At 69.5% G+C, this 20,033-nt stretch carries 17 protein-coding genes; 8 read left to right on the top strand and 9 right to left on the bottom strand.

Features of this window, described 5'->3' with window-relative positions; genetic code table 11:
- Positions 1-27 precede the first annotated feature (27 nt).
- Positions 28-1,656, top strand: a complete 1,629-nt coding sequence (locus AB0M51_RS02195; RefSeq protein ID WP_344189812.1) for a glycoside hydrolase family 99-like domain-containing protein — start codon at positions 28-30, stop codon at positions 1,654-1,656.
- Positions 1,657-1,666: 10 nt separating this feature from the next.
- Complete coding sequence (locus tag AB0M51_RS02190; protein WP_344189814.1) at positions 1,667-2,509, top strand: biopolymer transporter Tol; 843 nt, start codon at positions 1,667-1,669, stop codon at positions 2,507-2,509.
- Here AB0M51_RS02190 and AB0M51_RS02185 read toward each other — a convergent pair.
- A complete protein-coding gene (locus AB0M51_RS02185; protein ID WP_344189816.1) occupies positions 2,506-3,747 on the bottom strand; it encodes an FAD/NAD(P)-binding oxidoreductase in 1,242 nt (413 codons plus the stop codon). The genes AB0M51_RS02190 and AB0M51_RS02185 overlap by 4 nt on opposite strands.
- Positions 3,748-3,845: 98 nt before the next feature.
- Between AB0M51_RS02185 and AB0M51_RS02180 the strand changes: the two genes are divergently transcribed.
- Positions 3,846-5,702 (top strand): sialidase family protein, encoded by a 1,857-nt coding sequence (locus AB0M51_RS02180; RefSeq protein ID WP_344189818.1) that lies wholly within the window; start codon positions 3,846-3,848, stop codon positions 5,700-5,702.
- Positions 5,703-5,760: 58 nt separating this feature from the next.
- On the opposite strand, the gene AB0M51_RS02175 is transcribed toward AB0M51_RS02180, so the two are convergent.
- The 3 genes from AB0M51_RS02175 to AB0M51_RS02165 are packed head-to-tail and all read right to left on the bottom strand — an operon-like array spanning position 5,761 to position 8,561.
- Positions 5,761-6,987 carry a deoxyguanosinetriphosphate triphosphohydrolase gene (locus AB0M51_RS02175; RefSeq protein ID WP_344189820.1) on the bottom strand — a complete coding sequence of 409 codons (1,227 nt, stop codon included), beginning with the start codon at positions 6,985-6,987 and terminating at the stop codon, positions 5,761-5,763.
- Positions 6,988-6,997: 10 nt separating this feature from the next.
- Complete coding sequence (locus AB0M51_RS02170; RefSeq protein WP_344189822.1) at positions 6,998-7,939, bottom strand: MerR family transcriptional regulator; 942 nt, start codon at positions 7,937-7,939, stop codon at positions 6,998-7,000.
- 22 nt (positions 7,940-7,961) lie between these two features.
- Positions 7,962-8,561: a dihydrofolate reductase family protein gene (locus AB0M51_RS02165; protein ID WP_344189824.1), complete on the bottom strand. Its 600-nt coding sequence runs from the start codon at positions 8,559-8,561 to the stop codon at positions 7,962-7,964.
- Between the two features lie 72 nt (positions 8,562-8,633).
- Here AB0M51_RS02165 and AB0M51_RS02160 point away from each other — a divergent pair, with 72 nt between their 5' ends.
- Positions 8,634-9,173 carry a winged helix-turn-helix domain-containing protein gene (locus AB0M51_RS02160; RefSeq protein ID WP_344189826.1) on the top strand — a complete coding sequence of 180 codons (540 nt, stop codon included), beginning with the start codon at positions 8,634-8,636 and terminating at the stop codon, positions 9,171-9,173.
- On the top strand, positions 9,170-10,447 hold the full coding sequence (locus tag AB0M51_RS02155; RefSeq protein ID WP_344189828.1) for an MFS transporter: 1,278 nt from the start codon (positions 9,170-9,172) through the stop codon (positions 10,445-10,447). The genes AB0M51_RS02160 and AB0M51_RS02155 overlap by 4 nt, the downstream gene beginning before the upstream one ends.
- On the opposite strand, the gene AB0M51_RS02150 is transcribed toward AB0M51_RS02155, so the two are convergent.
- The gene (locus AB0M51_RS02150) at positions 10,372-10,998 is read right to left on the bottom strand and encodes a TetR/AcrR family transcriptional regulator (RefSeq protein ID WP_344189830.1); all 627 of its coding nucleotides are present in this window, start codon (positions 10,996-10,998) and stop codon (positions 10,372-10,374) included. The genes AB0M51_RS02155 and AB0M51_RS02150 overlap by 76 nt on opposite strands.
- A gap of 83 nt (positions 10,999-11,081) precedes the next feature.
- Between AB0M51_RS02150 and AB0M51_RS02145 the strand changes: the two genes are divergently transcribed.
- The gene (locus tag AB0M51_RS02145; RefSeq protein ID WP_344189832.1) at positions 11,082-12,002 is read left to right on the top strand and encodes an alpha/beta hydrolase; all 921 of its coding nucleotides are present in this window, start codon (positions 11,082-11,084) and stop codon (positions 12,000-12,002) included.
- Here the strand turns inward: AB0M51_RS02145 and AB0M51_RS02140 are convergent.
- Positions 11,967-13,493, bottom strand: coding sequence for a UDP-N-acetylglucosamine 1-carboxyvinyltransferase (locus tag AB0M51_RS02140; RefSeq protein ID WP_344189834.1), 1,527 nt, complete (start codon positions 13,491-13,493; stop codon positions 11,967-11,969). The genes AB0M51_RS02145 and AB0M51_RS02140 overlap by 36 nt on opposite strands.
- A 162-nt stretch (positions 13,494-13,655) precedes the next feature.
- Between AB0M51_RS02140 and AB0M51_RS02135 the strand changes: the two genes are divergently transcribed.
- Together AB0M51_RS02135 and AB0M51_RS02130 are read left to right on the top strand one after the other, a co-directional pair.
- On the top strand, positions 13,656-14,876 hold the full coding sequence (locus AB0M51_RS02135) for a hypothetical protein (RefSeq protein ID WP_344189836.1): 1,221 nt from the start codon (positions 13,656-13,658) through the stop codon (positions 14,874-14,876).
- Positions 14,877-14,924: 48 nt separating this feature from the next.
- Positions 14,925-16,166: an acyl-CoA thioesterase/bile acid-CoA:amino acid N-acyltransferase family protein gene (locus tag AB0M51_RS02130; RefSeq protein ID WP_344189838.1), complete on the top strand. Its 1,242-nt coding sequence runs from the start codon at positions 14,925-14,927 to the stop codon at positions 16,164-16,166.
- Here the strand turns inward: AB0M51_RS02130 and AB0M51_RS02125 are convergent.
- The 3 genes from AB0M51_RS02125 to ppdK form a co-directional block, all read right to left on the bottom strand.
- Positions 16,163-16,441, bottom strand: a complete 279-nt coding sequence (locus AB0M51_RS02125; RefSeq protein WP_344189840.1) for a muconolactone Delta-isomerase family protein — start codon at positions 16,439-16,441, stop codon at positions 16,163-16,165. The genes AB0M51_RS02130 and AB0M51_RS02125 overlap by 4 nt on opposite strands.
- A gap of 149 nt (positions 16,442-16,590) precedes the next feature.
- Entirely contained in the window at positions 16,591-17,370 is a 780-nt protein-coding gene (locus AB0M51_RS02120) for a class I SAM-dependent methyltransferase (RefSeq protein ID WP_344189842.1), read from the bottom strand.
- Positions 17,367-20,018: a pyruvate, phosphate dikinase gene (ppdK, locus tag AB0M51_RS02115; protein ID WP_344189844.1), complete on the bottom strand. Its 2,652-nt coding sequence runs from the start codon at positions 20,016-20,018 to the stop codon at positions 17,367-17,369. The genes AB0M51_RS02120 and ppdK overlap by 4 nt, the downstream gene beginning before the upstream one ends.
- Positions 20,019-20,033 lie beyond the last annotated feature (15 nt).

Here is a 20,033-nt window from a genome sequence, read left to right as displayed (position 1 = left end):
CCGACGACGAACCTGGGGAAAGACTGTATGCGTCGCACACTCGGTCTGCTCGCGCTCGCCGCGGCAGCCATCGCCATGACCACGGCGGCTCTGACCGCCGGACCTGTCAGCGCCGACCAGCCGGCAGCACAGGCTGTCACCAGGCCGGCTCAGCCCGCACCGTTCGTCGAGCTGGTCGCCCCCGGAGGCGTCGGACGCTTGTATACGGCTGATCCGCGGGAGCTGGCGTCGGCCACGGCGGCTGGTTACCAGCGGCAGCCGGGTACGACGGGGTTCATCGGGCGGGAGGCCAAGGCCGGGTGGACGGCGTTGTACCGGCTCAAGCCCTCAGCGTCGGCCACGCGCTGGTTGTTCACGAGTAGTACGCAGGAGCGGGACGCGCTGGTGGCCCAGCACTGGGTGTTGGAAGGGACAGCCGGCTATGTGGCGAGTCAACCGGGCACGGGCTTGGTGGAGCTGCGGCGGTTCACCAACGGGAAGGAATGGCGGCTGGCGGTCGCGTCCAGGACGGACGAGCTGCTGAAGGCGGGATACACGCTCGACGGGCCGGTCGGGTACGTGTACCAGAACTGGGTACGCGCCGGGGCCGTGTACTTCGGCATGTTCAACACCAACGGCCACCAGACGATCATCTCCCGGACCAAGGAGATCTACGGGCGGGACAACGACTGGTGGGGCGGCGTCCGGGACTTCCACGACGGCACCCACTACGCGACCGACAACTGGCCCGGCGAGGACTGGTCGTACCTGAAGCCCTCGATCGGGTACTACGACGACTCGTTGCCGGAGACCCTCGAGAAGCACATCACCCAGGCGACCTCGGCCGGGCTGAGCTTCTTCAACTTCTACTGGTACTGGGACAACACGAAGCAGCAGCAGACCGTCACCGGCGCCGCGCTCGACGCGTTCCTGAAGGCGCGCAACAAGGACAGCATCGACTTCACCGTCGGCGTCTGCGCGCACCCGTACGCGCCGTTGAACATCCCGACCGCGCAGTACGACGCCGTTGCCGCGAACCTGATGCGCTACCTGCAGCAGGACAACACGCTGCGGACCAACGACGGCCGGAAGATCCTGAACGTCTGCGACGCCCGCGGACTCGGCGACGGCAGCAACGCGCAGGTGAAGCAGTTCGTCGACACGGTCCGGGCGAAGGCCCGCAGCCAGCTCGGCGAGGACATCTACGTGATGATCAACCAGGCTGGTTTCGACCCGAAGCAGGTCGGCAACGCCGGTGCGGACGCGCCGTACTGTACGACCGACGGGCCGGCGGTCGAGAGCCGTTCGTACACGACGTATCTGCAGGGCCAGCGCGCGTTCTACAACCAGGCTCCCGGCGCGTACGGGCGGTGCGTGCTGTCGGACTTCGACGAGCGGCCGCGGTACCCGATCGAGCAGACCGATGTGAAGGCGATCCGCTGGATGCCGGACCAGTCCCTGGACGGTTACCGTACGGCGGTCCGGAACGCCGTGGCCGACATGGCGACGTCGACCCGTCCTTCGACGGTCGACAACTATCTGTTCCTGTACGCGTGGAACGAGTGGCACGAGGGCGGCATCGTCGAGCCGAACCAGCGCGACGGCTGCGCGTACCTCGACATCTTGCATACCGAGCTGTCACTGCAAGGACCGGGCTGCGTCGCGAACCCGAGCTAGGGTCTGACGCATGCCCCGAACTCTGCGCCCAGGTCAGCGGTCCGAGCTGTACGTCGTCGACGTCGCCCGTAACGAGCACCGACTGGTGTTCAGTTCGGACGAGGTGCTGTTCGAGGCGCCGAACTGGCTCGCCGACGGCACCATGATTGTCAATGGCAACGGACTGCTGTACCGGGTGGGTGACGGGCTCGAGGAGATCGAGCTCGGCGGCGTGCCGGCGATCAACAACGACCACGTGGTCGGCCCGGACGGGCGGACGGTCTACGTATCGGCTGAGGACGGGCACATCTACGCCGTACCGATCGAGGGCGGCGCGGGCCGCCGGGTGACCAACGACCGCGGGGCAGGGTTCCACCACTACCTGCACGGCGTGTCCCCGGACGGTACGACGCTCGCGTACATCGGGCTGGAACAGGTCGGCGAGCGGCGGATCACCAACGTGTGGACGATCCCGGCCGCGGGCGGCGCCGACGTCCAGGTGACCGACGACGAGTTCGCCGACGACGGGTCGGAGTACGGGCCGGACGGCGAGTGGATCTACTTCAACTCCGAGCGGGCGGGGCAGGCGCAGCTGTTCCGGATCAAGGACGGCACGGCCGAGCAACTGACAGCCGACGAGCGGGTCAACTGGTTCCCGCACCCGGCGCCGGACGGATCGGCGATCGCCTACGTGAGCTTCCCGTCCGGGACCGAGGGGCATCCGGCCGACATCGACGACGTCCGGCTGCGGCTGCTCACCCGCGACGGCGAGATCCGCGAACTGACGAGCCTGTTCGGCGGCCAGGGCACGATGAACGTGCCGAGCTGGTCACCGGACAGCTCGTCGTTCGCCTACGTCACGTATCCGCTCTAGACGTCCGTCAGCTCGATCGAGGTGTCCGCGAGGCGGGCCTCGTCGACCTCCTTGCCGGAGCGGATCAGTGCGCTGACCGCGTCGATCGTGTCCCAGGTGTTGACGTGCATGCCGGCCAGCACGTGGTTGTCGTCGTCCAGCCAGAACGCCAGGTAGGCGCCCGACTTCGGGTCACCGCGCAGCACCACGTGGTACGACGTACCGCGCGGCAGCTCGCCCGCGTACTCCATGCCGAGGTCGAACTGGTCGGTGAAGAAGTACGGGATCGCGTCGTGCGACACGTCCTCGCCGAGCATCGACTTCGCGGCCGCGGCACCGGTGTCCTTCGCGTTCTGCCAGTGCTCGACACGGATCGAGCGGCCGAGCAGCGGATGGTCCCAGCGGACCACGTCACCGGCGGCGTACACGTCCGCGACCTTCGTCTGCAGGTCCGGGCCGGTGACGATGCCGGAGCCGTTCTCCGGCGTCGCGACCTCGATGCCGGCCGCCTCGGCGAGCTCGGTGTTCGGCCGGACGCCGACGCCGACGATGACCAGGTCCGCCGGGATCACCTCGCCGCCCTCCACCTTCACGCCGGTCACCTTGCCGGTGCCCTCGAACCCTTCGACGCCGGTCCCGAACCGGAACTGCACGCCGTGCGCGCGGTGCAGGTCGGCGAACAGGCCGCCGACCTCTTCCCCGAGGACGCCGGCGAGCGCGGTCGCCTGCGGCTCGACGACCGTCACCTCGCAGCCCCGCTCACGCGCTGCCGACGCCGCCTCGAGGCCGATCCACCCGGCGCCGACGACGACTACCCGCGGCTTCGCGGCGTACGCCTCGGTCAGCGCCTGCGACTCCTCAGCAGTCCGCAGGTAGTGGACCCCCGGCAGGTCGGCGCCCGGTACGTCGAGCTCGCGGACGCGGCTGCCGGTCGCGATCAGGAGCTTCGTGTACGGGACCTGCGAGCCGTCGTCGAGCGTCACCGTGTGCGCGGCCGGGTCGATCGCGGTCACCGTCGTACCGAGCCGGAGCTCGATCGTGTGGTCGTCGTACCACTGCTGGTCGTGCAACTGCGCGGCATCGGTGCCGGCCTTGCCGAGCAGGACGTCCTTGGACAACGGAGGTCGCTCGTACGGCAAGGACTTCTCGCTGCCGATCAGCACGATCCGCCCGCTCCAGCCGTCCTCCCGAAGGGTCTCGGCCGCGGTCGCACCCGCGAGACTCGCACCGACGATCACGATCTGCTCTGCGTCTGCCATGACCCGACTTTAGTGCGTGCCGAACCCTTGCCGCAGGCAGTCCCGATGACTACGTTGTCGCAGGACATAATACGTCCTATGTCCTCCTGAGGAGAGTCATGCGCGTACTCAGACCGGGCCGCCTCGCGGCCGCCGCCCTCCTGGTGTTCGTCACCCTCACCTCGCCGGCCCGCGCGTCCGGTCCGGCCGCGCCCGCCGCGCCGTTCGTGGACGACAGCGTGCTGTTCCAGCAGAAGACCGAGGGGTACGCCTGCTTCCGGATCCCGGCCGTCGTGCACGCCGCCAACGGCGACGTCCTCGCGTTCGCCGAGGGCCGGGTCGCAGACTGCGGCGACGACGGCGACATCGACATCGTGCTGCGCCGTTCCACCGACGGCGGCAAGACCTGGGGACCGCTACAGGTGGTCTCCGACGGCAACGGGAGTACCCACGGCAATCCCGTGCCGATTGTTGACAATCGGACAGGCCGGGTCGTCCTGGTGACGACCCACAACGGCCCGGAGCCCTGCACGAACGGCTGCGACCGCGACCCGTACGTACAGACCAGCGACGACAACGGCGCCACCTGGACCACGCCGCGCGAACTGACCGACGCGAAGCTGCCCAGCTGGAACTTCTGGTACGCGACCGGCCCGATGCACGGCATCCAGCTCCAGCACGGTCCGCACGCCGGCCGGCTGATCGTCGGCGCGAACTTCGAGTCGTACGACGGTGCCGGGCCGCACGTCTACGGCACGCATCTGCTGTACTCCGACGACTCGGGCGAGACGTGGCACATCGGCGCGACGACGTCCCGGGACGACGGGACGGTGATCGCCCAGGAGGTCACCGTGGTCGAACGGAACGACGGCCAGATCTACGCGCTCGCCCGGGAACGCGGGACGGATCCGGGCAACCGCGCGTACGCGACGAGCAGCGACGGCGGGGAGACGTTCGACAAGCCGTTCCGGACGATCCCGCAGTTGGTGATGCCGGACGTGCAGGGGTCGCTGCTGCGGTTCGACGCGCACCGGATCCTGTTCTCGGCGCCCGCGCATCCGGCCGCACGAGAGGTGATGACGGTGCGGTCCTCGTACGACGAGGCGCACTCGTTCGGGACCTGGGAGCAGGGCAAGGTGTTCTGGTGGGGACCGTCGGCGTACTCCGACATGGTCCGACTGGACGGGGACGAGGCGGGGCTGTTGTACGAGGCGGGTGTCGCGAACCCGTACGAGTCGATCCGCTGGGCACGGTTCAACGAGGCATACCTGTCGGTGCCGAACGGGACGCCGCCGGGTATTCCCGGACCGCCGGCGCCGGGGCCGCTGACGCCTGACGTCGGGCCGGCACACAACCCGGCGTACGTGCGCGGCGGCGCGACCCTAGCCGAGGGCAAGTTCGGCAGCGGGATCGCGCTGGACGGCGTGGACGACTACGTCGAGGTGCCATTCGACCGGTCGATCGACCTCGGGGCGGACGACTTCACGCTGATGACGTGGATCAAGTACGGCTCGACGACCGGGTCGCACGCGATCTTCTGGGCCTACCGGACGGGCTCCGGGAGTACGCCGCAGGTGTGGTTGCGGGCAGAGCCAGAGAGCAAACGGATCCGGGCACTGCTGTCGGTCGACCGGTTCAACGTGACGCTGCAGTCGGCATCGGCGTACAACGACAACCAATGGCACCACGTCGTACTCGAACGCGCCGCCGGGAAGCTCCGCCTGGTGGTGGACGGCGTCGAGGCCGGCTCCACGGCGGCACCGGCGGGCTCTGTCACGGCCGGGAAGGAGTTCGGCGTCCAGGGCATCCACGTCGGCCAACGGGTCGACGGCGCCAACCGCTTCCAAGGCTCACTCGACGAGGTCCGCGTCTACCGCCGGGCCCTCTCCGACGCGGAGCTCACCCAGATCCGCCTGTACAACAAGCCCAACTACAACCGCCTGGGCCTGGATCTCCCCTTCACCACCATCCACTGACCCCACGCCGGCCCCCAAACACGACCCGGCACCTCGCCGGGCACACGACGGAGCGGGGTCAGCGGACGAGTTGCTGGTGCCAGGCTTGGGCTGACGGATCCGTCAGGGAGGCGACCTGGTCGACGATGACGCGGAGGCGGCTGCTGTCGTCGGTCGCCTCCGCGAAGTCGGACCGGAACGGGATGTCCAGGTGCCGGGGGGCCGTTTTCCAGAGCGCTTCCACCAGTTCGGTGAGGAGTTCGCGTTGGGTGGCTCGGCGGGCCTGGCGTTCCGGGGACTTGAGGACGTGATACATGCCGACTCCCTTGAGCAGACCGATCTCGGTCCGGATCCCGGGTGGCACCACCAGGTCCGCCTCGTACCGGATCAACCGCGACCCGCCGAACACCGCATGCGTCGCCTGCTCGGCGGCCGTCGCGAACCGCCCGATCAGCTCGCTGGTCAGATCCTTCAGCCCGCCGAGCGCCCGCCGGCTGTCGTCGAACGTCGTGGCCGGCCAGTATCGCAGCGCCTTCAGCCGCGCCCACCCCTCGTCCAGCTCCGCGTCGCTTGCCTCCGGCAAGTACATCTGCCGGACCGTCTCCCAATACGGCTCCCGCACCGTGTCCACCGCGGCCAGGTCGATGCGATGGGCAACGATGCCGTCCTCGACGTCGTGCACCGAGTACGCCACGTCGTCGGCGAAGTCCATCACCTGCGCCTCGAGGCAGCGCCGCTCCCCCACCCCCGGCCGCAACCACGTGAACACGGCGAGATCGTCGTCGTACACCCCGAACTTCCGCTCCCCCGGCCGCCGCGGCCACGGGTACTTCGTCGCGGCGTCGAGGGTCGCGCGGCTCAGGTTCAGCCCGACGCTGCGGCCGTCCGAGTCGAACGTCTTGGACTCCAACCGGGTCAGCAGCCGCAGGGTCTGCGCGTTCCCCTCGAACCCCCCGATGTCCGCCGCGACCTGGTCCAGAGCCCGCTCCCCGTTGTGCCCGAACGGCGGATGCCCCAGATCATGCGCGAGGCACGCCGCGTCCACGATGTCCGGATCGCAACCGAGCGTCGCCGCCAACTCGCGCCCGATCTGCGCAACCTCGAGGCTGTGCGTCAACCGGTTCCGCACGAAGTCGTCGCTGCCGGCCAGCACGACCTGCGTCTTCGCCGCCAGCCGCCGCAACGCCGCACTGTGCAGCACCCGCGCCCGATCACGCGCGAACGCGGTCCGCCCCGGCCGCTTCACCGGCTCGGTAACCCACCGCTCCGCGTCGTGCTCGTCGTACCCCTCATGCTGCTTCCTCATCACCGCCAGACTAACGGCGGCCACCGACATTCCGGTGAACGGAGAGTGCCGTCGAGAACCACTCGAACACCGGCGCGAGCGTCGGCGGCGGCTCGGCCCCGCCGACCACCGCCAGCAGGTGCCAGTACCGCTCGAGCAGCGGATCGCCCGCGACCTCCAGCCGCCGGATCAGCCGCTGCCGGTACTCCGGCGTGTCGGCCTCGCCGAACGTCACGCAGTACTGTGCCACCAGCCCGTCCAGGATCGGCCGCGCGGCGGCTCCGGCCGGGTCGATGCCGTCGGCAAGCGCACGCCCGACCGTGTCCCGGACGTACACCGTCAGGTCGTGGTGCAGACCGGTCCGGTCACCCCGGGCGCGGTCCTCGGCCTGATGCTCGGCCGCCCGCCGAACCCCGGCCTTGAACGCCGGGTCGCCGACCAGCTCGGCGACCTCGATCCACGCTTCGAGCTGCTCGGCCACCGGCTCATTGGGCAGCTCCGGCACCGCCGACCGGAGCAGCTGGACGAGCTCGGGATTGGCATCCAGGTCGCCGAACGCCTCGTCGACGAACCCGTCGATCAGCCGCGCCCGCTCCTGGCCGGAGAGCCTCGCGAGCCGGTGCAGGAGCCGCATCTCCGCGGGCCGGGAACCACGACGCGCGGCCAGCCGCAGTACCGCGCGCTGCACGCCGAGCGCCCGGATCTGCACGTCCAGCGCCGCGGCGTGCGCGGCGGCGACCTCGGGAACGGTCCGCTCCTCGGCCAGTACCTGCCGGACGGTCGGCAGGTCGACGCCGAGCGCCCGGAGCGTCTGCAGCAGTTCGAGCCGCGCCACGGCGTCGGCGTCGTACTGGCGATGCCCCGCCGTACTCCGCTCCGTCGGCGGCAGCAGGCCGCGGTCGGAGTAGAAGCGGATCGTGCGGACCGGGAGTCCGCAACGGTCGGACAGTTGGCCGATCGAGAGGAGCGTCATGGCGAACACTCTGACGGCTCCATCAGGTGGAGACGCAATACCGGATCCAGATCACGCCGTCCCGGAAGACCTCGGTGCCGGCGTGCTGGAGGTGCAGGCGGTGGGGGTCGTACCAGGGTTCGCCGCCGATCCGGATCGGGTGGACGAGCAGGGCCAGCTCGTCCAGCAGCTCTTCGTCCAGACAGGCGCTGACCAGTGCCGGCGAATCCACGCGCACCGTCCGGACGCCCCGTCGGCCGAGGACTGTGAGGATTTCGAGGAGGTCGACCTCCTCGTAACCCGTCACGAGCTCGCGGGTGGTCGCATCCGGCGGGCGCGCGGGAGTGAGGTCGGCGTACAGGGCCAGTACGTCGGACCAGTAGCCGAGCTCGCGCAACGCGTCCCAGGTGTGGACGCGGGCGCGGTCGTCCACCACCGCCAGCACCGGCCCGTCCGCACGCGAACCACGGCGCGGGGCCGCCCGCACTTCGTTCTCCTGGGCAACGATCGTGTCCGCGTCGATCAGCGTCACGTCCTCCTGCCACAGCGTCGCCAGCGCATAGAACCGCGCGAGGTCGACGTCGAATCCCGACGTCACCCCGTCCAGCGAAATCGCCAGCTGAGCCACCACATGAGGCCGCATGTCGCCCAACCTAGGGACCGCCACCGACAAAATCGATTGCAGAGACTCCTTTGCAGAGACTACTCTGCAGCCATGCGACGCATCGACGCCCGGAGCCTGCGGGGACTCGCACATCCGCTCCGGATGCGGATCCTGGAGGCGATCGAGCTCGACGGGCCGGCCACCTCGAGCACGCTCGCGACCCGGCTCGGCGAGAACACCGGCACGATCAGCTGGCACCTTCGGCTGCTCGCCGAGCACGGGTACCTCGAGGAGGACACCGACCGCGGCACCAAACGCGAGCGCTGGTGGCGGCTCCCGCCCGGGCCGACCGTCCTCGACCCGTCCGAGTTCCTCGACGACCCGGAGACCCGGCGCGCCCTGGACGTGTACCTGCGAGACTTGGTCGAGCGGTACTACAACCGCGTGCGCACATACGTCGACGAGGACTGGCCCGCGGAGTGGCAGCACGCGGCCGGCCTCTCCGACTGGCGGCACCTGCGACTGACGCCGGAGCAACTGCACAACCTCAACGAGGAGATCGGCGCGGTCATCGACCGGTACGCCTCGAGCGACGCTCCCGACGCCGAGCGAGTCATCGTCCAGCTGCAGTCGTTCCCGCGGCGCACATGAGCCTGCTGCGCACGCACCGCGACTTCCGGCTGTTCTGGATCGGCGAGACCGTCAACCGGTTCGGCAGCGCGACGTCGTCGGTCGCGCTGCCGCTGGTCGCGATTTCGATGCTCGACGCAACGACCTTCGAGGTCGGCCTGTTGACCGCCGCGGCCTGGGCCCCGTGGCTGCTGATCGGGCTGCCGACCGGTGCCTGGATCGACCGGGTACGACGACGTCCGGCAATGCTCGCGTCCTCGGCCGCGTCGGCCGTCCTGTTCGCGGCGATCCCGGTCGCGGCGGCCGGCCGACTGCTGAGCGTCCAGCTGCTCGTCGCGGTCGCCCTCGTCGCGGGAGCATCCACGGTCGTCTTCCAGACCGCGTACACCGCCTATCTCCCGACGTTGCTCGACCCCGCGGATCACGCCGAGGGCAACGCGAAGCTCCACGGCAGTGCCTCCGCCGCACAGATCGCGGGCCTCGGCTGCGGCGGCTTGCTCGTCCAGTTCGTTGGCGCCGCCAACACTCTGCTGATCGATGCGGCGAGCTTCGTGGTCGCGCTGGCGTGTCTGACCGCGATCCGCTTCCGCGAACGCCGTACGACGGACCCTTCGCGGGCGGGCGCTGTCCGCGAGGGTGTCCGGCTGGTCGCGAACGACGTGTGGCTGCGGACGTTGACGGTCTTCGGCGCGGTCTCGAACCTCGCGCTGATGGGGTACCAGGCGATCGTCGTCATCTTCCTCGTCCGCGAGGCCGGGCTGCAGCCGGGGACTGTCGGCATCCTGGTCGCGGCCGCCTCCAGCGGCGGCATTCTCGGTGCGCTCGCCGGCCGGCGCCTGATGCGCTTCGGCACGGCGCGGGCGTTGCTGCTGTGCGAGCTCGGACTGCCGACGCTCGCGCTGCTGATCCCGTTGGGCCCGTGGTGCTACCTGATCGGCGCGTTCGGGGTGAGTCTCGGTGTCGTCGGCGGGAACGTCGTCAAGGCGACCTTCCTACAATCCTATTGTCCACAAAGCCTGTTCGGCCGGCTCACCGCAACGACGGCGTTCGTCAACTACGGCACGATCCCGCTCGGCGCGCTGCTCGGCGGGACACTCGGCCAGACGCTCGGCCTGACCCCGGCGCTCTGGATCACCACGGCCGGCGTCCCCTTGGCCGGCCTGGTGCTCCTCGCCTCCCCCATCCGCCGGACGCGCGACCTTCCGGCCCACAGCCTCACCTACCAGGGCACAGGCGTTCCGGGCACGACGGCTGCCGCGAGCCGGTCCTGCACCGAGCGGCGGGCGCGGTCGTAGCCGGTCTCGTCGTTGTGCAGGATCGACGCAAGGTTCGCAGCCTCGTAGTACGCGTTCAGGTCGAAGGCGAGCTGGGCCGGGTCCGCGGCGAGCTCCCCGCGGTCGACGGCCTCGGTGATCGCGGTCTCGATCAGGTCCATCCATTCGCGGTGCACCTCGGCGAGGTACTCGTGGACGGCGCCGTCGCGGGCGGAGAACTCGTGCGAGACCTTCTGGAAGAAGCAGCCGCCCGGGAACACCCGGCTCCGCGAGTAGTCCAGCCAGTGCTTGCTCAGCGCCCACACGCGACCGAGGCCGGGCGCGATCTCGTACGCCGGCACCACCACGTTGTCGGCGTAGATCCGGCGGGCGGCGCGGACTGTGGCGAGCTGTAGCTCCTCCTTGGACCCGAAGTGCGCGAACAGTCCGCTCTTGCTGATTCCGAGTTCGGTCGCGAGCCGCCCGATCGACAGCCCTTCGAGTCCGTCGACCGACGCGATGTCGACGGCACGCCGCAGGACGGCGCGGCGGGTCTGATCACCGCGCGCCAGCCGTCCGTCGACCTTCTCCACGAGCCCGATCCTAAGTCCATTGACTGCTACGCTCTGACGAACTAATAATACGACCGTTCGTATAGTTTAGTGGAGGGGACGTCATGCGGAAGCTGGTCAGTGTCGGATTGCAGACAATCGGATCGTTGTCACCGCGCCTCGGCGGCCGGATCGCCTTCAAGCTGTGGCGGCGTCCGCTCGCCCGCGGGCGGGTCCGTGTCGACGAGCAGATTGTCCACAATGCGGCGACCGTCGACATCCTCCACCTCGACGAGCCCGCCGCACCCGAAGCCGGGACGCAGGTCGGAGCCGGGGCGCGGGTCGGCGCGGGGGTTCGGACGTATGTGTGGGGCGACGGCGCGCGGCCGGTGCTGCTGGTGCACGGGTGGCGGTCGCGGGCGTCGCGGTACGTCGGGTTCGTGACGCGGCTGCTCGAGCTCGGGTACAGCCCGGTCTCGTACGACGCCCCGGCGCACGGCGACTCCGACGGCGAGGTGACGTCGATCCTCGGCCACCAGCGGATCATCCGCGCCCTGGAGGAACGGCACGGCCCGTTCGAGGGCGTGATCGCGCACTCCCTCGGCGTACCGTTCGCGCTGTACGCCGTCCGCGAGGGCGTCGCCGCGAAGCGGCTGGTGATGATCAGCGGCGTCGCGGACTTCGGCTACCTCGCCGACGCGTTCTGCGCGGAGCTCGGCCTCGGCCCGAAGGTCAACCGCGAACTGCGCCGCTCCATCGAACGCGGGTACTTCGACGGCGACAGCGACATCTGGACCCGCTTCTCGGTCACGAGCGGCAAGGCCGAGCTACTGGTCATCCACAACGACGAGGACGACGTCGTCGACCCGCGGCAGGCCCAGCTGCTACTGCGGAACTACGGCCCGCACGCACACTTCCTGCCGACGACCGGCCTCGGCCACCGCAAGATCCTCTCGGACCCCGCGGTGATCGCCGAAGCCGTCGCCTTCCTGCAGGACGCGGAACAGGACTCAGATGTCGCGGAAGGTCTCGATCTGAGCGCCTAGCGAGTTCAGCCGGGTCGCCAGGTCCTCGTACCCGCGGTTGATCACGTAGATGCTGCGCAACACCGACGTACCCTTCGCGGCCAGCATCGCGATCAGCGCGACCACGGCCGGGCGGAGCGCCGGCGGGCACATCATCTCCGCGCCGGAGAAGTGCGTCGGCCCCTCGACCATCACCCGGTGCGGGTCGAGCAGCTTGACCCGGCCGCCGAGCTTGTTCAGGTCGGCCAGGTAGATCGCCCGGTTCTCGTACACCCAGTCGTGGATCAGCGTCTGCCCGGTCGCGGTCGCCGCGATCACCGCGAAGAACGGCAGGTTGTCGATGTTCAGCCCCGGGAACGGCATCGGGTGGATCTTGTCGATCGGCGCGTGCAGCTTCGACGGCCGGGTGGTCAGGTCCACCAGCCGGGTCCGGCCGTTCTCGGCCAGGTACTCCGTACTGCGGTCGTAGTCGAGCCCCATCTCCTCGAGCAGCGCGAGCTCGATCTCGAGGAACTCGACCGGCGCCCGGCGGATGGTGATCTCGGACTTGGTGACGATCGCCGCGGTGAGCAGGCTCATCGCCTCGATCGGGTCCTCGGACGGCGCGTAGTCCACGTCGACGTCGATGTCCGCCTTGCCGTGCACGGTGAGCGTCGTGGTACCGATGCCGTCGATCTTCACGCCGAGCAGGTCGAGGTAGAAGCACAGGTCCTGGACCATGTAGTTCGGGCTGGCGTTCCGGATCACCGTGACGCCGTCGAACCGGGCGGCGGCCATGATCGCGTTCTCGGTCACGGTGTCGCCGCGCTCGGTCAGCACGATCGGCTTGCCCGGCGCGATCGCCCGGTTCACCAGCGCGTGGTACTGCCCGCCGGTCGCCTTCACCTCGAGGCCGAACGGGCGGAGCGCGGTCATGTGCGGCTCGACGGTCCGGGTCCCGAGGTCGCAGCCGCCGGCGTACGGCAGCTCGAACGCGTCCTCGCGGTGCAGCAGCGGCCCGAGGAACATGATGATCGACCGGGTACGGCGGGCCGCGTCGGCGTCCATCGACTGCAGGTCGAGGTGTGCCGGTGGCACGATCTCCAGGTCACCGGCGTCGTTCAGCCAGGTGGTCTTCACGCCGATCGAGTTCAGCACCTCGAGCAGCCGGTTCACCTCTTCGATGCGGGCGACCTTGCGGAGCGTCGTCCGGCCCTTGTTCAGCAGGCTGGCGCAGAGCAGCGCGACACCGGCGTTCTTGCTCGACTTGACGTCGATCGAGCCGGACAACCGGCGGCCGCCGACCACTCGGAGGTGGACCGGGCCGCCGCCGAGAGAGACAATTTCGGAGTCGAGCGCCTCGCCGATCCGGGCGAGCATCTCGAGGGTGAGGTTCTGATGACCCTTCTCGATCCTGTTCACGGCACTCTGGCTGGTGTTCAGCACTTCCGCGAGTTGCGTCTGCGTCCAGCCGCGGTGCTTGCGCGCGTCCCGGATGAGGTTTCCGATGCGGCTCAGGTAGTCGTCGGTCATACCCCGGACCATATCTCACATGTGAGATACGGCTTCTTCGACCCGCCGGTACGAGCGTAGCGAACGTCACGCCGCCGCCGTTCAGGACCCGTGTCACCTGGTGAAACGCCGGCAGCCTACAGTTACCCCCAACTCCCGCCGCACCCCGGAGAGGACCAGCAGATGCCCGACGACACCTCCGCCGCGGTGGTCAACGAGTTCGAGGCGGAGTCCTGGCCGCTGGAAGCAGCCGCGGACAGCCTGCACCAGGTGATCGAGGGGTTCCACAACGGCGACACCCGCCCGCTGGTGATCGGCGACGGCGACCAGCCGGTGCTCGTCGTGCTGGCGATCGCCGACCTGGCCGACTTCCGGGCCCGGATCGCGGAGCTGCTCGGCAACCCGGTCGACGCCGGCTGGCTGCGGTACTACCTGCGCTCGAACTTCGACATGAGCTCCGAGCGCCTCGTCGAGCTGCTCGGCGTGGACACCGACCACGGGCTGTCCTCGCTGGCCAGCCAGGTGAACGTCGAGCAGGCCGCGACGCTGATGCAGGACCACGTACGCCGCACCGAGGCCGGCGGGAACCCGTTGATGCTGATCGGCGACGGGACGATGGCGACCGCGGCGCTGCTGTCGTTCGAGGCGTTCCAGGTGCTGCTCGCGCTGGAGGGCGGCGGGAAGCACGACGACGACTCCTGTGCGCACGACGACGAGGAGAAGCCGACCACTCCGCTCGAAGTACTGGCGGAGCGGATCGGGCCGGTGTCCACGCAGATCGTCGCCCAGCTGAACGCGGGCCGCGAGCCCGGCCTGCCCCGGTACGAACTGCACTTCGAGGACGACCTCGTCGAGCACCTGCGCGACCTGGAGGCCCGGGCCCAGAAGGCCCCGGGCGGCGGCGCGTACGACGAGCTGAACGACCTGCTGCACCAGTTCGACCAGATGCGCAGCGGGCTGGTCCAGGCGGAGGCGGACGAGGAGCCGGACGAAGCGCCGTACCTCGAGGCGTCCGATCTGAAGGCGGCGCTGCCGGACATCCGGGACGCGTTCCGCGACGGCACCGACGACCCGTACCTGATCGGCCTGGACGGCCGGCCCCTCGCCGGGCTGATCTCGTTCGACCTGTACGAGGAGCTGCAGAAGGTCTCCGTCGAGCTGGAAGGCACCGACGAGGCGCCGGTCCTCCCCCTCCCCGAGCCCCGCTGGGAGAACGGCCCACGGCTGCTCCCGTTCGACATCGCGCTCGAGATGTGTGAGGCGGTCTGCGAGGACATCACCAACGGCGAGGGCTCGATGCTGTTCATCGCCGACGAGGACGACGAACCCGAACTCGTCCTCGCTCCCCTCGTCTGGCTCTGGGCGTACGTGGACCACCTGAACCTCGAAGGCGCCGACGCCTGAGGCTTCGAACCGTCTCGAAGCGACTCCACCGGGTGCCATCCTGGAGTGGTGAATCGGTCCATACCGCTCCTGATCGGCGCCTGCCTGCTGCTGGCCGGATGCTCGTCCGGTGGGTCCGGGCACGTTGCTGTCACGGTTGATCGGGCGGACGCGCTCGCCGATCAGGCGGTGCATCTCAAGGTGACCGGAGTGCCCGCCGGCAAGCCTGTCCAGATCGGGGCCGAAGCCGTGGATCGCAAGGGGAAGAAGTGGCACGGCGAGGCGACGTTCACCGCCGACGGCCGCGGGACGGTCGACCTCGACCACGCGAAGCCGTCGGGTGGGAGTTATCAGGCCGTCGACGGGATGGGGCTGTTCTGGTCGTTGGATCCGGAGGACGGGGATCCGGACGTGCAGGTGTTCGTGCCTCCGCTCGAGAACGGGCGGCCGGTCGAACATCTCGACGTCTTCGTCACCCGCAAGGGCAAGCGGGTCGCGGCGACGACGCTGACGCGGCGGTGGATGGCGGACGGGGTGACGACCAAGGCGCTCACGATGGCGCGGGACAAGCTCACCGGCTTGTACATCGCCCCGAAACCGGACGCCGGCAAGCATCCCGCCGTACTGCTGCTCGGTGGCTCCGAAGGCGGTGTGCCGGCGACGTTGAGCGCGGTCCAGCTGGCGTCGCACGGGTATCCCGTGCTGGCGTTGGCGTACTTCCATGCGCCGGGGGTGCCGGACGAGTTGCGCAACATCCCGATCGAGTACCTCGCCTCCGGGGCCCGGTGGCTCGCGCGGCAGCCCGGGGTCGATCCGGGGCGGGTCGTCGTGATCGGTACGTCGTACGGCACCGAGGCCGCGCTGCTCGTCGCGGACCACTTCCCGGAGCTGATCCACGGCACGGTACTTTTCGCGCCGGGCGCGACGGCCACGAGCTCGTATCCGCGGCCGGACGGGTACGCGTGGACGTACCAGGGCAAGCCGGTCGAGTTCGTCCCGATCCCGGTCGACGGGGTGAACGGTCCCGTGCTCGCGGTGGCCGGGTCCGACGACCTGCTGTGGGAGTCGCGACTGAGCGCGCAGCGGATCATGCGGGAGCTCGACGACGCGCACCTGCGGGACCCGCACGAGGCCGTGGTCGTCCAGGGCGCCGGGCACGTCGTCGGCGGCGCGCCGTACCTGCCGCTCGGCACCGCGGAGATCCACCCGCTCACCGGCGAACGCATGGAACTCGGCGGCACCCGCGCCGCCGACGAGTCCGCACTACTCCAGGGCTGGACGAAGACGCTCGCGCTGCTTGCGGGGCTTTAGCTGAACGGGAAGAGGGACTGCCATTCGGCGAGGGTGGCGAGCTCGTAGACGCCGGCCGGGGTGTACGGGTCCTTCGCGAGGATGTCGCGGAGCTCGGCCTCGTCGGCGACGTCGTACACGAGCAGCGCGCCGGTGCCGTCCGTGAACGGCCCGGCGGCGACCAGCTTGCCCGCTTCGCGGAGGGACGCGAGGTAGTCGCGGTGCGCCGGGCGGACCTCCAGCCGGCGGTCGGTCTCGGACACGTCGAAGCGCAGCTGCACGACAAATTGGGCCATGGTCAGAAGCCTACAACGCCCTTGTACGCAAGAAGATTTGGTGCGGGTAAGGGAGTCGCGAGCCGCCACAGCGGCCGGTTCAGGTCAGACCCGAAAGTCGACGAGCGAACTCCCTTCCCGCCCGGATATTCTGACCAGCCCGTGCACCGCTAGGCAAGGGGTTGGTGAGGACAAATTCCTACAATTAGTTGGTTCAGGTAACGCTTCGTGACCGAACCGCCGGCGGCGTCGATGAGGGCGCCGATGCAGTCGTACAGACCGTCACGCCGCTCGGTTGTCAAGGCCCGATGACCCGAGTACGACGACAGAAGTTCGAGATATCCGGCGGTCGTGTAGGTCGCGTCCCAGACGTAGCCGCGGGATTCCACAGACTCGAAGAGACCGCTGTCCGCCAGTCCCGCGGGATCTTCCGGTACGTCGTCCGCGGCGGTCAGCGGCTCGGCCGCCGGGTCGTCGGTGAACTCGGCGTAGCAGGTCTGCACGTCGGTGAAGAACTGCTCCGAACCGCCGGCGACGTGGTGGGTGGAGACGACCGCGAGCGCGCCGCCCGGCCGTAGCAGGCCGGCACATCGCGCGACCCGGGTGGCCGGGTCGAGCCAATGGAAGGCGGTGGCGGACAGGACGAGGTCGTACTCCCCCGTCGGCAACTCCCACGTGTCGAAGTCCGCGACGATCACCTCGATCGCCGGGTACTTCCGCCGCAGGACGTCCGCGAGCGCTGGACTGAGTTCGACGGCGGTGATGTTCCAGCCGCGGGCGACCATGGCGGCGGTCGCCTGGCCGGTACCGGGGCCGATCTCCAGGACACGCGGGTGCGGGCCGACCGCCCGCGCGAGGTCGTCGAAGAGCTCGCGCGGGTAGGCCGGACGGACGCGGTCGTACAGCTCCGCGTCCTCGCCGAAGGTCTGCCGGAGAGTCTGTCTGCTCACCCGTCCAATGCTGCCCGGCCGGCCTCCAACCGGGCCACCGGAATACGGAACGGCGAGCACGACACATAGTCGAGGCCCACCTCGTGGAAGAAGTGGATGCTGTCCGGGTCACCGCCGTGTTCGCCGCAGACGCCGACCTTGAGGTCCGGCTTGGTCGCCCGGCCACGCTCGACGCCGGTGCGGACCAGCGCGCCGACGCCTTCGCGGTCGATGGACTCGAACGGCGACACCGCGAAGATCCCCTTCTCCAGGTACCGCGAGAAGAACGCGCCCTCGACGTCGTCCCGGCTGAAGCCCCAGGTGGTCTGCGTCAGGTCGTTCGTACCGAACGAGAAGAAGTCCGCCGCCTCCGCGATCTGGTCCGCGATCACCGCGGCCCGCGGCAGCTCGATCATCGTCCCGATCGGCACCTGTACGCCGACCTCCGCCAGTACCCGCTCGACCTCGTCGCGCACCAGGTGCAGCTCCTGGACGGCGCCGACCAGCGGGATCATGATCTCCGGCCGCGGGTCCTTACCCTGCTTCCGGAGCTCGACCGCCGCCGAGGCGATCGCCCGTACCTGCATCGCGAACAGCCCCGGGATCACCAGCCCGAGCCGTACGCCGCGCAGCCCGAGCATCGGGTTCTGTTCGTGCAGCCGCTCGACCGCCGCGAGCAGCTTCTCGTCGTGGTCCGAGGCCGAACCCCGCTCGCGCGCGACCGCGACCTTCACCGCGAGCTCCTCCATCGACGGCAGGAACTCGTGCAGCGGCGGGTCGATCAGCCGGATCGTCACCGGCAGCCCGTCCATCGCGTCCAGCAGCTCCAGGAAGTCCCCACGCTGCAGCGGTTCCAGCTCCGCCAGCGCCGCCTCGCGATCCGCGTCGTTGTCCGCGAGGATCAGCCGCTCGACGGCTTCCCGCCGCTCGCCGAGGAACATGTGCTCGGTCCGGCAGAGCCCGATCCCCTCGGCGCCGAACCGCCGGGCGCGCGCCGCGTCCTCGGCGGTGTCGGCGTTCGTCCGGGTGCCGAGCCGCCGGACCTCGTCCGCGTGCGTGATCAGCCGGTGTACGGACGCGACCAGGTCGTCGCCCGCGTCCGGCGCCAGCGTGCCCTCGAAGTACCGCACGACCGGCGACGGTACGACCGGTACCTCGCCGCGGAACACCTCGCCCGTGGTGCCGTCGATCGAGATCAGCTCACCGGCCTCGATCACGGTGCCGTTCACCTTGATGGTGCCCTGGGCGACATTCACGTCGAGTTCCTCCGCACCGCAGACGCAGGTCTTCCCCATGCCGCGGGCGACCACGGCCGCGTGCGAGGTCTTGCCGCCGCGGCTGGTCAGGATGCCTTGCGCCGCGATCATCCCGTGCAGGTCGTCCGGGTTCGTCTCGCGGCGGACCAGGATCACCTTCTCGCCGCGGTCGGCCGCCTCGACCGCCGCGGCCGAGGTGAAGACGACCTTGCCGACCGCCGCACCGGGCGACGCCGCGATGCCGGTGCTGATCAGCTGCTTGTCCGCGTCCGCGTCGAACCGCGGGAACATCAACTGCGCGAGCTGCGCGCCCTTGACCCGCCGCAACGCCTCGTCGGTGTCGATCACGCCCTCGTCGACCAGGCTGGTCGCGATCCGGAACGCCGCCGCCGCGGTCCGCTTGCCGACCCGGGTCTGCAGCATCCACAGCTTTCCGCGCTCGACCGTGAACTCGATGTCACACAGGTCGCGGTAGTGCCCCTCGAGAGTGGCCATGATCTTCATCAGCGCGTCGTACGACGTCTTGTCGATCTGCTCGAGATCGGCGAGCGGGACCGTGTTGCGGATGCCCGCGACGACGTCCTCGCCCTGCGCGTTCTGCAGGTAGTCGCCGTACACGCCCTGCTGGCCGGTCGCGGGGTCGCGGGTGAACGCGACGCCGGTGCCGGAGTCCATGCCGAGGTTGCCGAAGACCATCGAGCAGATGTTGACGGCGGTCCCGAGGCTCCCGTCGATGCGCTCCTGACGGCGGTACAGAACCGCGCGCTCGGCGTTCCACGAACCGAACACGGCCTCGATCGCGAGGTCCATCTGGGTACGCGGGTCCTGCGGGAACTCCCGTCCGGTCTGCTCGTGGACGGCTCGCTTGAACGTCTCGACGAGTGCCTTCAGGTCGGCGGCGTCCAGGTCGAGGTCGGTGCGCGCGCCCTTCGCCTTCTTGGCCGCGTCGAGCGCGTCCTCGAAGACCTCACCGTCGATGTCGAGCACTGTCTTGCCGAACATCTGGATCAGCCGCCGGTACGCGTCCCAGGCGAACCGCGGGTTGCCGGACTGATGCGCCAGCCCGTTCACCGAGTCGTCGTTCAGGCCGACGTTCAGCACGGTTTCCATCATTCCGGGCATCGAGGCAGCCGCGCCCGAACGGACTGAGACCAGCAGCGGGTCGTCGGCCTGGCCGAGCTTCTTTCCCATCTTCCGCTCGAGCAGGTGCACGTGGTGGTCGATCTCGTCGGCGAGCTCGGCCGGCACCGCGCCGGTCTCCAGGTACGCGCGGCAGGCGTCGGTGGTGATGGTGAATCCGGGTGGTACCGGCAGGCCGAGATTGGTCATCTCGGCCAGGTTCGCCCCCTTGCCGCCGAGCAGCTCCTTCATGTCCTTGTTGCCTTCGGCGAAGTCGTAGACGAGTTTCGGCACGGTCACTCCCTGGGT

It is taken from the genome of Kribbella sp. NPDC051137, assembly GCF_040682535.1.
Classification (GTDB): Bacteria; Actinomycetota; Actinomycetes; order Propionibacteriales; family Kribbellaceae; genus Kribbella; species Kribbella karoonensis.
This window is presented reverse-complemented; position numbering and strand designations above follow the sequence as displayed.